The organism is Microbispora hainanensis (genome assembly GCF_006874475.1).
Classification (GTDB): domain Bacteria; phylum Actinomycetota; class Actinomycetes; order Streptosporangiales; family Streptosporangiaceae; genus Microbispora; species Microbispora hainanensis.
Genome location: NZ_VIRM01000003.1, coordinates 291,631 through 303,768, shown reverse-complemented (window position 1 = coordinate 303,768; position 12,138 = coordinate 291,631). Strand labels below are relative to the sequence as shown.

Annotated in this window: 10 protein-coding genes; 5 read left to right on the top strand and 5 right to left on the bottom strand. The window is 71.3% G+C overall.

The window, feature by feature from the left end:
- Positions 1-547: 547 nt before the first annotated feature.
- The 3 genes from FLX08_RS04350 to FLX08_RS04340 all read left to right on the top strand — a co-directional run bounded on the left by FLX08_RS04350 (position 548) and on the right by FLX08_RS04340 (position 2,679).
- The gene (locus tag FLX08_RS04350; RefSeq protein ID WP_142616863.1) at positions 548-1,465 is read left to right on the top strand and encodes a hypothetical protein; all 918 of its coding nucleotides are present in this window, start codon (positions 548-550) and stop codon (positions 1,463-1,465) included.
- Positions 1,466-1,767: 302 nt separating this feature from the next.
- Positions 1,768-2,265 carry a hypothetical protein gene (locus tag FLX08_RS04345; protein ID WP_142616862.1) on the top strand — a complete coding sequence of 166 codons (498 nt, stop codon included), beginning with the start codon at positions 1,768-1,770 and terminating at the stop codon, positions 2,263-2,265.
- 234 nt (positions 2,266-2,499) lie between these two features.
- Positions 2,500-2,679, top strand: coding sequence for a hypothetical protein (locus tag FLX08_RS04340; protein ID WP_142616861.1), 180 nt, complete (start codon positions 2,500-2,502; stop codon positions 2,677-2,679).
- 816 nt (positions 2,680-3,495) lie between these two features.
- Here FLX08_RS04340 and FLX08_RS04335 read toward each other — a convergent pair.
- The 3 genes from FLX08_RS04335 to FLX08_RS04330 all read right to left on the bottom strand — a co-directional run bounded on the left by FLX08_RS04335 (position 3,496) and on the right by FLX08_RS04330 (position 4,248).
- Positions 3,496-3,777 (bottom strand): hypothetical protein, encoded by a 282-nt coding sequence (locus tag FLX08_RS04335; RefSeq protein ID WP_142616860.1) that lies wholly within the window; start codon positions 3,775-3,777, stop codon positions 3,496-3,498.
- 28 nt (positions 3,778-3,805) lie between these two features.
- Positions 3,806-3,967, bottom strand: coding sequence for a hypothetical protein (locus FLX08_RS40395; RefSeq protein WP_167530265.1), 162 nt, complete (start codon positions 3,965-3,967; stop codon positions 3,806-3,808).
- Positions 3,968-4,062: 95 nt separating this feature from the next.
- On the bottom strand, positions 4,063-4,248 hold the full coding sequence (locus tag FLX08_RS04330) for a hypothetical protein (RefSeq protein WP_142616859.1): 186 nt from the start codon (positions 4,246-4,248) through the stop codon (positions 4,063-4,065).
- A gap of 287 nt (positions 4,249-4,535) precedes the next feature.
- Between FLX08_RS04330 and FLX08_RS04320 the strand changes: the two genes are divergently transcribed.
- Positions 4,536-5,282, top strand: a complete 747-nt coding sequence (locus FLX08_RS04320) for a hypothetical protein (protein ID WP_167530264.1) — start codon at positions 4,536-4,538, stop codon at positions 5,280-5,282.
- 5 nt (positions 5,283-5,287) lie between these two features.
- Here the strand turns inward: FLX08_RS04320 and FLX08_RS04315 are convergent, their stop codons facing one another.
- Positions 5,288-7,543 carry a molybdopterin cofactor-binding domain-containing protein gene (locus tag FLX08_RS04315; RefSeq protein ID WP_142616856.1) on the bottom strand — a complete coding sequence of 752 codons (2,256 nt, stop codon included), beginning with the start codon at positions 7,541-7,543 and terminating at the stop codon, positions 5,288-5,290.
- Positions 7,544-7,662: 119 nt separating this feature from the next.
- Between FLX08_RS04315 and FLX08_RS04310 the strand changes: the two genes are divergently transcribed.
- Positions 7,663-9,186, top strand: a complete 1,524-nt coding sequence (locus FLX08_RS04310) for a PucR family transcriptional regulator (RefSeq protein ID WP_142616855.1) — start codon at positions 7,663-7,665, stop codon at positions 9,184-9,186.
- On the opposite strand, the gene FLX08_RS04305 is transcribed toward FLX08_RS04310, so the two are convergent.
- Positions 9,136-12,135 (bottom strand): AfsR/SARP family transcriptional regulator, encoded by a 3,000-nt coding sequence (locus tag FLX08_RS04305; RefSeq protein WP_167530263.1) that lies wholly within the window; start codon positions 12,133-12,135, stop codon positions 9,136-9,138. The genes FLX08_RS04310 and FLX08_RS04305 overlap by 51 nt on opposite strands.
- Between the last annotated feature and the right edge of the window lie 3 nt (positions 12,136-12,138).

Here is a 12,138-nt window from a genome sequence, read left to right as displayed (position 1 = left end):
ACGCCCATGGTGTGTAGACTCCTTCATGCATCGTTTGATGTGCCACGGATAGGGGCCGGCAAGCATTCCTGTCCGTGGCTATGACTTTGGTGACATAGCCCCTAGTCCTGATTTTTGAAGGCAACTCCTCCTTATCTCTCCGAGTCGAGCGCGCCTGCGGCTATTGGAGCGCTTCGTCAACGTTTCGGATCAAACCAACCTCCCGTCAGGAGTGTCAACTTTCGATGTGAAAAGTCGCCTAGCGTTACTTCTGGAATGCATACAGCTATTTGGATCGCTCCAAGTGCAAACCTCTTACGCAATTCCCACGATGGTCGACTTCGAGTGATATGACTACAATTCGCGCTTCACTGTCCTGACTCTCTTGGTCTCCGACAAGCCTTGTAGCTCTCGGCAGGGGTGGCGCTGGGGCGGGGGCGGCAGTGCCGTGTCCTGCACCCGCGCCGTGACCGACCGGCCTAGAGTTTCGTAACGCGACGAAACCGAGGAGGGGAGGAGCGCCATAGCACCGGACTTCGACGCGATCGCCGCGGCGATCCTGCGCCGGATGCGGCCGGAGGTGGCCACGGCCTTCCTGGAATCACCGGAGTGGCAGGCGATCCCAACCGACCTGCGTGAGCGCATCTACGAGGCCGACGCCCGGCTGGAGGAGTTCGAGCGCCGCAAGCAGGTTTCGTCACGGAAGGATTGTGACGAAACCCGGGCACCGCAGACCTCGGCATCACAGGACCCGGCCCCCGGCAAGGCGAGCGGAGCCTGCGCCGGTTGCGGTCACCCCATTCAGCGGGCCGCGACCGGTCGGCCGGCCCGCTACTGCTCCCAGGCCTGCCGCCAGCGCGCCTACCGTGCTCGCCAAGCTCCCACGGCGGCCCCGCGCGCCTCCGCTCCCCCACCGGCGGCCGCCGTGCCATCTACGGCCGTCACCGCCCCGCACAGCCCGGCCCACCGCCTTGCGGAGCAGCTCGCCACCGCCGCCCGGCACGCGGCCGACGCCATCACCGCCGGCGCCGATCCCGCCCGCCACATTGGCCAGGCCCGCCAGGCGTTCGCCGAACTGGCCGCGCTGCACGCCACACACGCGGGCGGCGCCGCGGAGACGCCGCCCGCCCCCACGACCACCAGGCAGCCTGACGAAATCCGCGTGAGGAAAGCCTGGTCCGACCGCGACCCGCTGGAGCGGTGCCGCTGGTACACCGACGACGAGCTCGCCGCCGTCCAACTCGTCACGACCGGCGACGTGGACGGCTCCTACGCCGTCATCGTCGCCGGCGACCTGTTCGGCACCGTCCGCCCGCACCTGGGCGCCACCGGCCGCACGTCCGGATGGGAGGCCCGCCACCGCGGCGGCACCACCGCCTTCCACACCGGCAGCGGCAAACGCCCCGCGACCCGGGCCGCCGCCGTCACCGACCTACTCGTCGACGTCCACCATCTCTGGCAGGAACGACGTCGCCGGCGACGCTGACTCGCTACCCCGTCGGTCCTGCCTGTGCTCCCCCACCAGGCCCCCACGGGCAAGGGGGGATGTCAGCGACGCCGCACCCCCGAGGTTGACGCGACAGCCGCGACAACTGACGCGACATTGACGCGACAAGATCAAAGGTCAAGATCAACAGAGAAGACGTCAACGCAAGCGATCACCAGCACCGACAACCTCACAACATGAATGTCCACTGAAGACCTTCAGGAAAATGATCTTTAGGACGACCCAGTGCTAAGGTATCCGTCACTTTCGTGACGATACGTCCGGGATGAAACGAGCCTGCCATGGAGCCCGAGCACCAGGCCGACCCCATCACTCACGTCCGCGTCGACCACCGCCTCCAATCCCGCACCTGCGCCTGGTGCGGCACCGCCGTGCCCTACTCCGGGCGCGGCCGGCCCGCCTCCTACTGCTCCAAGTCCTGCCGCAACCGCGCCTGGGAAGTACGCACCGCCGAGGCCCGCCTACAGCGCGACATCGCCACCGGCGCGCTGCGCGCCGAACCGGTCCGCGAGGTGATCCGCGAGACCGTCACCCGCACCCAGATCATCACCGCCCGCCCCGAGCCCGCCGCCTGGCCGGTCGTGCCGACCACCGCCCGCGAGTGGCTGGCCCACCTCGGCGCCCTGGCCGACCAGGTACGCGAAGGCGAGCTGAGCCGCCAGCACTGGCACCACGTCAAGCTCTACAACGCCCTCCTGGGCGTCCTGGTCGACCTCGGCGAGGCCTACCCCGGCGGCATGGACTACCTCCAGCGCGACGCCACGCGACGCAAACGCTGACCCGCCACCCGTACCTCGGTCGGGGAAACCCCCCTGATATTTCGTCCCGGACGAAACCTAAGCGCCGGAGCAAGTTAGTAGGAAAGGGCACCTTTTGCCGTCCGTACGTGCGGACGCCCTCCGGAAGAAGTCCGCCCGGCAAGATCCAATGCAACTTTTCTGTACACCATCAAGGCGGTCCGCTACGTGGCCGCGAGCAGTTGTCCGGAGACACGGGCGGGTATCTCCCCCCACATGGCCAAACACACTGCGTGGGACAAGGAAGCCGCCGCCCGGGTGCAGCGGGCGGCGGCGAAGGACCCCAGCAGCCCAAGCGCCCGAGACCACCTCGACCGGGAGGCACAGTCACAGGCGGACCAGAACGAGCACGAACAGCGCACCGCCGATGAGGACCAGGACGACGAAGAGCGCTGAGAACCGCTGGCACGGCGGACCGCCGGTGAATTCGTCGGAGGGAATCGTTACCCTTGCGGCAGACGCAAAAGGGCCCCGGTCCCGTCGCGAGGAGAACCGGAGCCCGTTGTGCGCGTTGCGGGCCTGGGTTAGGTGGGTACCTACCTAGGCCCGCTGCCGTTCAGCCACCAGTCCACCGCGATCAGTACCGCCCGGATCGCGAGCGGGGCCCAATCGCCGGGGCCTGGCAGCTTCTTGCGTCGTCGTCGGGTAACCATCAAGGTCTCTCCTCTGGCCACATCTCCGTAGGGGGACCGGGGCCTGGCGGTCGATCCCCTATAGGCCGGACCGACCGCTGATGGTCACGCGAGCGCGACAGGCAGAAGAGTAGCCTCCGGGACCGACAGGTCACATGTAGCAAGCGGCAGCGTGCGAGACGCAGTGAGACGCAGTGGTACGCACCCGAACGCAGTGGAACGAAAACGCACGAAATGGCGTGACGAACGTCACACTCAAGCGCCCCCGAAATCAGGGCAAAGCACCCGAAACATGCATACGTGACTTCTGCTAATTTACATTGGCGAAAGTGACGAACCGGCCATTAGGCCGTCAGGGGGAGCGCCCTGCAGGGTACCTCCCGGACATGGCCAAACACACCCCATGGGACAAGGCGGCCCTCGCCCGGATCCGGCAGAAAGTGGAAGAGGACCCCGACAGCCCGAGTGCCCGCCACGGCCTGGACCAAGAAGCCGAGCGCCGCTCGTATGTCTGCGTATCCAGGGCTTATGCATATCTTGCTTCGCCGCTGTGGCGTCGTGACGTCACGACTTCATGGCTTCACGCCTTCAAGATGCCGAGCAGTGCCCGGCGGACGTCGGCCCGCTCCCGAGCGGCCTGGAGGAGCGCGCGCACAACCTCGGACTTGTCGAGCTTGGTCCGCCCCAGCTCCCTGCGCAGCGACAGGAGCCACTCGTCAATCTCGGTGTACTCGTCCGGGTCGAACCTGACAGTCAGCGCGACCGCGTCGGCGACCGCCGGCGCACCCCGGCGGGACCTTGCTTGGGGCCGTGACCGGGTCGTCTTTCGTGGCGTCGTGACGTCACGGTCTCGTGCCGCCATGGCGTCCTGACTTCTTGGCAGCCGAGGCTCAGGCGTTCGCGATGGCCTCTTGCGCCTCCGCCAGGCGGTTGACCGCAGAGGCCAGCGCGAGGATCGCGTACACCTTCGCCTCCTCGGTCTTCTTGTCGGCCAGGCAATTAGCGGCGGCGTTCTCATGGGCGCCGGGACCGATCATGTAGTTGTCGCTCATCGTCATCCTGTCGTCGAAGGGATGAATCCAGGAGAACACGGCCCCGCCCACCACCCGAGCGAGCCCACACCCAGGCATTGCAGTGACGACGGGCGTCACTGGCCTTCTGCAATGGATCTCAGCGCTTCAGCGACCTCTTGGAGAGCAGAAGCAACGGCAAGCGTGGCGGATGCCTGCGCGGCGATCGCGCGAGCGATGCGATCTCCGTCACTCCCGTCGTAGGTGCCTGCGATGTAGTGGTCGGCTTTGGCCGCGTAGAAGTCGGCTCGTTGGAGACTCATGGGCGCAAGGTAGGCCAGAGATTCACTTCTGGGCTGGTAGCAGGAAGGTCAGACTTCTGGGCCTCCAAGCCGAGGCCGCGACGATCGCTCACTCCGGTGCCCGCCGTACGGGGCCCCGGCGGCGGGCGGACCCCGGTGACCGTCCTCGTCCCGAAGCGGAGGTGATCGCCCCGCCCAGCCCTGGAGAAGACCGGTGACGGGCACAGAGAGCCGCCGGGAGGGCGGCGGGCGGCCGGTGCAAGCCGGGGTCAATCCGGGTGCAAGCAGAGCCCCGTAGCGTACGGCGCATGTCAGCACGATGGTTGCGAGGCGCAGCCGCCACGGCCGCGACCGCCGCGTTCCTGGTTCCCGCCTCCCTGCTCGCCGCCGCCCCGGCTCTCGCGCACACCACGCACATCACCACACCCGCCACCGCGCCCGCCACCGCGCCCGCCACCGCGCCCGCCACCGCGCACACCCCTGTGCAGGCCCCCGTCAGGGCGTCCGCGCACGGCACGCCCGCACCGGCGACGGTCGCCAAGAAGCTGTTCCGCGCGTGGCTGCGCGCGGACCGCCACGCGGCCGCACGGGTCGCCACCGCGGGCGCGGTCTCCACGCTCTTCGCCTACCCCTTCCGGGCTCCGGACACGTTCGCGGGCTGCTCGGGCAACGCCTGCCGGTTCGTCCACACCAGCGTGCGCGTTCCGGGCGGGCTCGACGGCATCCTGATGGTCGTGTCGGGCGGGAAGGTCACGAAGGTCTACGCGTCCCGCCACCTCGTCAAGCCGTCCGCCGCGGCCACGCACCTGTTCGAGGCCTGGCGCAAGGGCGACCGCAACCGGGGCCTGGAGGTCGCCACGACCACGGCGGTCAAGACGCTGTTCCGCACCAAGTTCGACCCGAAGGGCGTGAAGCACTTCTTCCAGGGCTGCGGCTCCGAGCCCAAGGGCTACGGCTGCGCCTACTCCTACGAGGGCGGCGCGATGTTCATGCACGTGCGGGGCTCGAAGAGCCGCGGCTACGAGGTGGCCTCCATCACCTACATCGCCGACTGAGGGGCTCAGCGGGCGACGGGCGTGAGCGCGATGTCCTCGGGCCGGATGGGGACACGGGAGAGATCCAGCCCGGTCGCGGCCCTGACCGCCGCGACCACCGCCGGGGTCGACGACAGCGTGGGCGGCTCGCCCGCGCCCCGCAGGCCGTACGGCGCGTGGGGGTCGGGGTTCTCCAGCACCGACAGCCGAATCGGCGGCATGTCGAGGATGGTGGGGATCAGATAGTCGGTGAACGAGGGGTTGAGCACCCGGCCGTCTCTGACCTGGATCTCCTCCATCAGTGCCAGGCCAAGGCCCTGCGCGGAGCCGCCGTGGATCTGCCCTTCCAGGGCCACCGGATTGAGGATCTTCCCGACGTCCTGCACGGCGGCCAGCTCGACGACCCTGACCAGGCCGAGCTCGACGTCCACGTCGACCACGGCCCGGTGCACGCACAACGCGAGCTGCGTGTGGGAGTCGCCCTGGCCGGTGAGGGGGTCCATGGGGAACGTGGGCCGGTGGCGGAACTCCCGCGTCTCCTCGACCGGCCCGAACCGCTTCAGCACCTCCTCCAGCGACAGCTCCGGATGCGCCGCCCGCAGCGTGTCGAGGCGCGCCCGCACCGCCTCGCACGCCGTCTTGACCGCCCCGCCGGTGACGTACGACTGACGTGAGGCAGAGGAGGACCCGGCCGAGCCGACCGCGGTGTCCGCCGGGGCGATGGTGACCCTGGCGATCCCGAGCTCCGTACGCGCGATCTGTTCCTGGATGGTGACGAGTCCCTGGCCCACCTCGGCGGCGGCGGTGTGCACGAGCACGTGCGGCTCGTCCCCGGCCAGCTCGACGCGCACCCGTGCCGTCGAGTAGTCGTCGAAGCCCTCGGAGAAGCAGATGTTCTTGATGCCGACGCCGTAGCCCACGCCGCGCCGCACGCCCTCGCCGTGGGTGGTCTGCGCGACGCCGCCCGGCAGGAGGCGCAGGTCGGGCCGCTCGTCCACCGGCTCCGGCGGCAGCGGCATCGCGGCCAGCTCCTGCAGCATGTCCGCGAGCGGCGCGGGGCTGTCGATCACCTGCCCGGTGGCCAGGCGCGACCCCTGCGACACCGCGTTGCGGACCCGGATCTCGACCGGCGACAGCCCGCAGGCCGCCGCGAGCCGGTCCATCTGCGACTCGTACGCGTAACACGCCTGCACCGCCCCGAACCCGCGCATGGCGCCGCAGGGCGGGTTGTTCGTGTAGACGCCGTACGCGTCGATCCGGACGTTGCCCACCTCGTAAGGACCGACGCCGAGCGAGGCGGCGTTGCCCACCACCGCCGGGGTGGACGAGCAGTAGGCTCCGCCGTCGAGCAGGATCTCCGCCTTGACGTAGACGAGCCGCCCGTCGGCCGTGGCGCCGTGCTCGTAGCGCATCCGCGCCGGATGCCGGTGGACGTGGCCGAAGAACGACTCCTCACGGCCATAGACCATCTTCACCGGGCGGCCCGTCCGCAGCGCCAGCATCGAGGCGTGGACCTGCATCGACAGGTCCTCCCTGGCGCCGAACGCGCCGCCGACCCCGGCGAGGGTCAGCCGCACCTTCTCCTTCGGCAGGCCCAGGCACGGCGCCACCTGGTTCTGGTCGACGTGCAGCCACTGGGTGGCGACGAACAGGTCCACCCCGCCGTCCTCGGCCGGCACGGCCAGGCCCGACTCCGGCCCGAGGAACGCCTGGTCCTGCATGCCGACCTCGTACTCGCCGGTGACGACCACCTCGGCCTCGAAGGTGCTCCCCAGCCTGACCGGCTGGTGCCGTACGACGTTGCCCTCGGGGTGTACGGCAGGGCAGGACGGGTCGAAGGCGGCCCGGTGGGGGTCGGTCACCGCCTCGCGTTCCTCGTAGCGCACGACGACCGCGGCGGCGGCGCGGCGCGCGATCTCGGGGTGGTCGGCGGCCACGATCGCGACGGGTTCACCCTGGTAGCGGACCTGGTCGACGGCGAGCACCGGCTGGTCGTGGCGCTCCAGCCCGTAGAACTTCTCCCCGGGCACGTCCTCGTGGGTCAGCACGGCGAACACGCCGGGCATCGCGAGGGCGGGGCCGACGTCGATCGAGCGGATCCACGCGGACGGATGCGGGCTGCGCAGCGTGGCGCCCCAGAGCATGCCGTCAAGCCACAGGTCAGAGGAGTACGCGAACTCCCCGGTGACCTTCAGCGTGCCGTCGGGGCGCGGCGCGCTCTCGCCGAGGCCCGGACGCCGCCCCGTTCCGATCGCCGTGCCCGCCGCCGTCTCCGTCGCCATACGCCGCTCCACGGTCGTAGTACAACAACCGGGCGGGGCCGGGGCCTATCGGCGCGGCCATGAAACCCGGGGGCGGCCGTAGTCGATGCTTGTAGATATCTCCAAATACGCTGTCTTTCGTGCTGTTGCATGATCTGCTCGCCGCCCCGGAACTGCGGCTCACCCTGCTCACGGGCGACGAGGGGCTGGACCGTGAGATCAAGGGCGTGCTCATCACCGACCTGCCCGATCCCCGGCGCTACCTGTCGGGCGGCGAACTGGTGCTCACCGGCCTGATGTGGCGCCAGTCGCCCGACGACTCCGCCCGGTTCGTGGACGCCCTGGCCGATGCGGGCGTGGCCGCGCTCGGCGCGGGCGACGCGCGGCTCGGCACGGTCCCCGCCGACCTGGTGGAGGCGTGCCGGGCTCGTGGGCTGCCGCTGCTCGAAGTGCCCGTCGAGGTGTCGTTCGGGGCCGTCACCGAGCTCGTCGGCAGGCGCGTCGCCGCCGCCCAGGTGGGCGACCTGCGCGGCGCGCTCGGGCGGCACCGCAGAATCGTCGCCGCGGTGGCCGAGGGGGCCGGGCTCGCCGAGCTGTTCGCCCTGGTCGAAGCCGAGCTCGGCGTCACCGCCGCCGTCGTGTCCGCCTGCGGCGCGGTCGTCGCGGGCGACCTGCCGAAGGAGCGGGCCGTACGGCTGGCCCGCGACTACCTCGCCGCCGTCCGCCTGCCGGTCGTCGCCGACCGCGGCGGGCCGTTCACGATCTTCGCCGTCGGCCGATCGCACCGGGCCGCGGGCTGGGCCCTGGTCTGCCGGGGCGAGGTCGACGTGGAGCTCGGCTACGAGCTGGCGGCGTGCGTCGCGATGGAGCGGACGCGGGCGGAGGAGGGCCGCCGGGTCGAACGCCGGCTGGCCGAGCAGCTCATCGCCCTGGCCTGCGCGGGCGGCGACCTCGCGGAGCTGTCGGCCCGGCTGCGGACGTGCGGCATCGACCCGGCCGAGCCGTACGCGGTGGTCACCGCCACGGCGAACAGGCGCGGGGCGCAGGACGGCCCGGACCCCGCCCTGCTGGGCGGTCAGGTGGTGGAGGAGCTGCTCGACCGCGAAGTGGTGGCCGCCGCGGGCGCCGACGCGTCGGTCGCGCTGGTCCCCCTGCGCCGCGACACTCCCTGGGGCGACCGCGACGCGCTCGCGGCTCTGCTGCGCGCCCGTACGGCGGTGCTCGCCGCCGGGCTGTCCTCGATCACGGTGTCGGCCGGGCTGAGCGGCGCGCTGACCGGGCCGCAGGCCATCCGGGGCGGGGTGGAGGAGGCGGGCCACGCCCGGCGGATGGCCGAGGCGCGTGGCGGGGGAGTGGTCACCAGCGACGAGATCTACACCCACGCGCTGCTGCTGGCGACCGTGCCCGGCGACGTGCGGTCGTCGTTCGCCGAGAGGCTGCTCGGGCCGTTGTTCGACTACGACCGGCGGCACGGGGCCGAACTGGTGCGCACGCTCGGCGCGTTCCTCGACTGCACCGGATCGTGGAACGCCTGCGCCGAGCGGCTGCACGTGCACGTCAACACGGTGCGCTACCGGATCAGGCGGGTCGAGGAGCTCACGGGCAAGGACCTGTCATCCATGGGCGACCGCGTCGACCTCTTCCTCGCCCTCCGCGCCGGCTGAGCCTTGCGCGTGGGCTGTGCCCTCCGTGCCGGCTGAGCCCTCCGCGCGGGCCGAGCCGTCCGCGGTTCGCGACGGGCCGTCGTGCGGGCTCTCGCCGAGCAGGGCGAGCTCCTCGCGGGCGAAGTCCGCCCAGTAGCCCGCCCCGCACTCCTGCGCGACCGCCAAGGTCTCCCGCAGGTACGCGCGCGCCCTGTCGAACCTGCCCATGAGGCGTTCGACCTGGCCCAACCGGCCGAGGCATCTGGGTTCCATGCCGCGGAACCGGCTCTCCCTCATGAGGACGAGGGCCTCCTCGTAGAGCATCGCCCCCGACCGGGGGTCGTCCTGCACCAGGTGGACCTCGGCCATGCACATCAGCGCGTCCGCCCGGTGCAAGGCATCCCCGGCCTCCTCGGCGAGCGCCATCATCTCGGCGCACGCCGCTCTGGCGGCCGCCACATCTCCCAGGCCGAGGTGTGCCGAGCCGACGCAGACGAGAGCATGGCGTTCGCCGACCGCCGCACCGATCTCCCGCGCGATGCGCAGTTGCTCCCGCGCCGACGACAGGGCTTCCTCGTGCACCTTGAGCGAGTTGAGCATGACGGCGAGGTTTCCCAGGGCCCTCATCCGGGAGAAGGGGTCCCCGATCGTGCGCCGCAGGGCCACCTCGGCGCGCTGGTGACGGACGGCTTCCTCGAAGCGTCCGATGTGGTCTAGGCCCTGTGCGAGGTAACCGTGTGCGAGGGCGGAAATCCCCTGGTCGTCGAGCCGACCGCCCACCTCGAGCGCCTGGCGGCTGAGGGTCACGATCTCCGGGTGGTGCCCGCTGTACACGAGGGGCCAGTGACAGGAGAAGGCCAGGTGGGCGCCGGAACGTGCCAGACAGGGGTTCCGGGACGCCATCGCCTGGGATGCGACGGCGAGGACGTTGGGACGTTCCCGCTCCAGCCACGCGGACGCGTCCACGCCGCCGGTCAGGGCGAACGGTTCACACGTCGCGAACTCGTGCGGTGGATGCACCCGATGCGGGTCGATCAGTCTCATCGCCAGGCGCACGGTCGTCCCGTACAGGCCGATCACGCGGTCGAGCGCGTCCTCGCGGTCGCGTTCGCTCAGGCGCCGCTCGGCCAGTTCCATCGCGAAGAGCCGCACCAGGTCGTGAAGGCGGAAGCGGCGGTGCTCGCCGGGCTCGGCAAGATTCGCCCGCACCAGGCGGGCCACGGCGCGCTCCGCCGCGTCGCGCGGCACGTCGAGAAGGGCCGCCACGACCTCGGGTGTGATGTCCGGGGTGCGCAGGACGCCCAGACGGCACAGGGCGGCGGCCGCCGCCCGGTCGGGCTCGTGCCCGCTTCCCGCCAGCACATCGTGGCTGAGCTGGAGGCTGGTGCGCACCGCGAGATCGCCCGACTCCAGCTCGTGCAGCGCCCGCCGCTCGTCGCGCAGCCGGGCGTTCACCTCGGCGAGGGAGGTGTGGCGGTTCTCCATGAGACGCGCCGCCGCGAGGCGCAGGGCGAGAGGCAGCCTGCCGCACAGGTCCGCCAGTTCGGCGGCGGCGGCCGGGTCGGCGGCGATCCGTTCGGCGCCCGCGAGTTTCGCGAGCATCGCGACCGACTCCGACCGCTGCATCCTGCCGAGGACGAGCTGGACGCAGTCGTCGGCCGCCGCGAACGACTCCCGGCTCGTGACGAGCAGGGCGTTCCCGGCCGGCAGGCCCAGCAGCGGGCGGACCTGGTCCGGGCCGGACGCGTCGTCGAGCACGATCAGCGTGTGGCGGCCCGCCAGGCGGTCCCTGAGCATCGCCGCGGCCTCGTCCTGATCGGACGGCACCGCCTCCGGGCGCACCCCGAGGCCCCGCAGCAGTCTCCCGAGCAGGTCGAGAGGGTTCAGTCGTCCGACTCCGGGCGTCGCACCGAGCAGGTTCAGGTACAGCTGGCCGTCCGGATAGTGATCGCTCACCGCGTGCGCCGCGTGCACGGAGAGGGTCGACTTTCCCGCTCCCGCCGTGCCGGTGACGGCCACCACCGCCTGCGGGTCGCCCCCGTCCCAGGGCGCGAGCAGAGCGCGCAGCCGCACCAGCGTCTCCGCCCGCCCCACGAAGATCTGCGGATCGCGCGGGAGCTGACGCGGCCGGACGACCTCTCCGGGAGCGGTGACCGCCGCGGCGGACGGCGCCGCCGCGAGGGAGGGGTCCGCGCGCAGGATGAGCTCGTACGCCCGCCGCAGGGATGCGCCGGGATCGACGCCGAGGTGTTCGGCGAGCAGACGCCTGGCGTCGTGGAAGACCTCCAGCGCCTCCGCCTGCCGCCCGCAGCGATAGAGCGCGAGCATCTGCAGTTCCCGGGCCCGCTCCCGCAGCGGGGCCTCCACGGTAAGCCCGGCGAGCGCGTCGAGCGCCTCCTGGTGCCGGCCCAGCCGCAGCAGCGCGTCGGCCCGGTCCTCCCGCGCCGTCTGGCGCATGCTCTCCAACCGGGTGCGTTCCGCCTCGCAGAAAGGGCCGGGAAGGCCGCCGAGGGCGGTGCCCCCCCACAGCCCCAGCCCGGCCTCCAGCTCGCGCAGCCAGGCGGGGAGGTCCTGCTCGGCCTGGAAACGACGGGCCTCGGCGAGGCGCTGCTCGAAGTCCTCGGCGTCGGTCCGGCACCCGTCCCGCGCCAGGCTGTAGCCGTTCGCGGACTGGGCGAGCAACGTGAACGGCCCGCGCCTGCCGCGCTCCGGTTCGAGCAGCCGTCTCAGCCCGGCCACATAGGTGTAGACGCTCTGCTCGGCCGTCTTCGGCGCGGCGGCGCCCCAGAGGGCGCCGACGAGCCTGTCCTTCGTGACGAGGCGGCCCGCCTGTGCGGCGAGCACCCAGAGGGCGGCCCGTTGCAGCGGCGGCCCCAGGTTCACCTGCCGGTCCTCCAGCCACGCGGTCACCGGTCCGAGCACCCGGAGCCGGAGACGACCCCGGTCGACTTCCCCATGTGCCGTCTCCATGGA

Bases quoted from the DNA above. Each gene is read 5' to 3' on its own strand.
- FLX08_RS04350 (WP_142616863.1), top strand. From the start codon at position 548: ATGCGGCCGGAGGTGGCCACGGCCTTCCTGGAATCACCGGAGTGGCAG.
- FLX08_RS04345 (WP_142616862.1), top strand. From the start codon at position 1,768: ATGGAGCCCGAGCACCAGGCCGACCCCATCACTCACGTCCGCGTCGAC.
- FLX08_RS04340 (WP_142616861.1), top strand. From the start codon at position 2,500: ATGGCCAAACACACTGCGTGGGACAAGGAAGCCGCCGCCCGGGTGCAG.
- FLX08_RS04335 (WP_142616860.1), bottom strand. From the start codon at position 3,777: ATGGCGGCACGAGACCGTGACGTCACGACGCCACGAAAGACGACCCGG.
- FLX08_RS40395 (WP_167530265.1), bottom strand. From the start codon at position 3,967: ATGAGCGACAACTACATGATCGGTCCCGGCGCCCATGAGAACGCCGCC.
- FLX08_RS04330 (WP_142616859.1), bottom strand. From the start codon at position 4,248: ATGAGTCTCCAACGAGCCGACTTCTACGCGGCCAAAGCCGACCACTAC.
- FLX08_RS04320 (WP_167530264.1), top strand. From the start codon at position 4,536: ATGTCAGCACGATGGTTGCGAGGCGCAGCCGCCACGGCCGCGACCGCC.
- FLX08_RS04315 (WP_142616856.1), bottom strand. From the start codon at position 7,543: ATGGCGACGGAGACGGCGGCGGGCACGGCGATCGGAACGGGGCGGCGT.
- FLX08_RS04305 (WP_167530263.1), bottom strand. From the start codon at position 12,135: ATGGAGACGGCACATGGGGAAGTCGACCGGGGTCGTCTCCGGCTCCGG.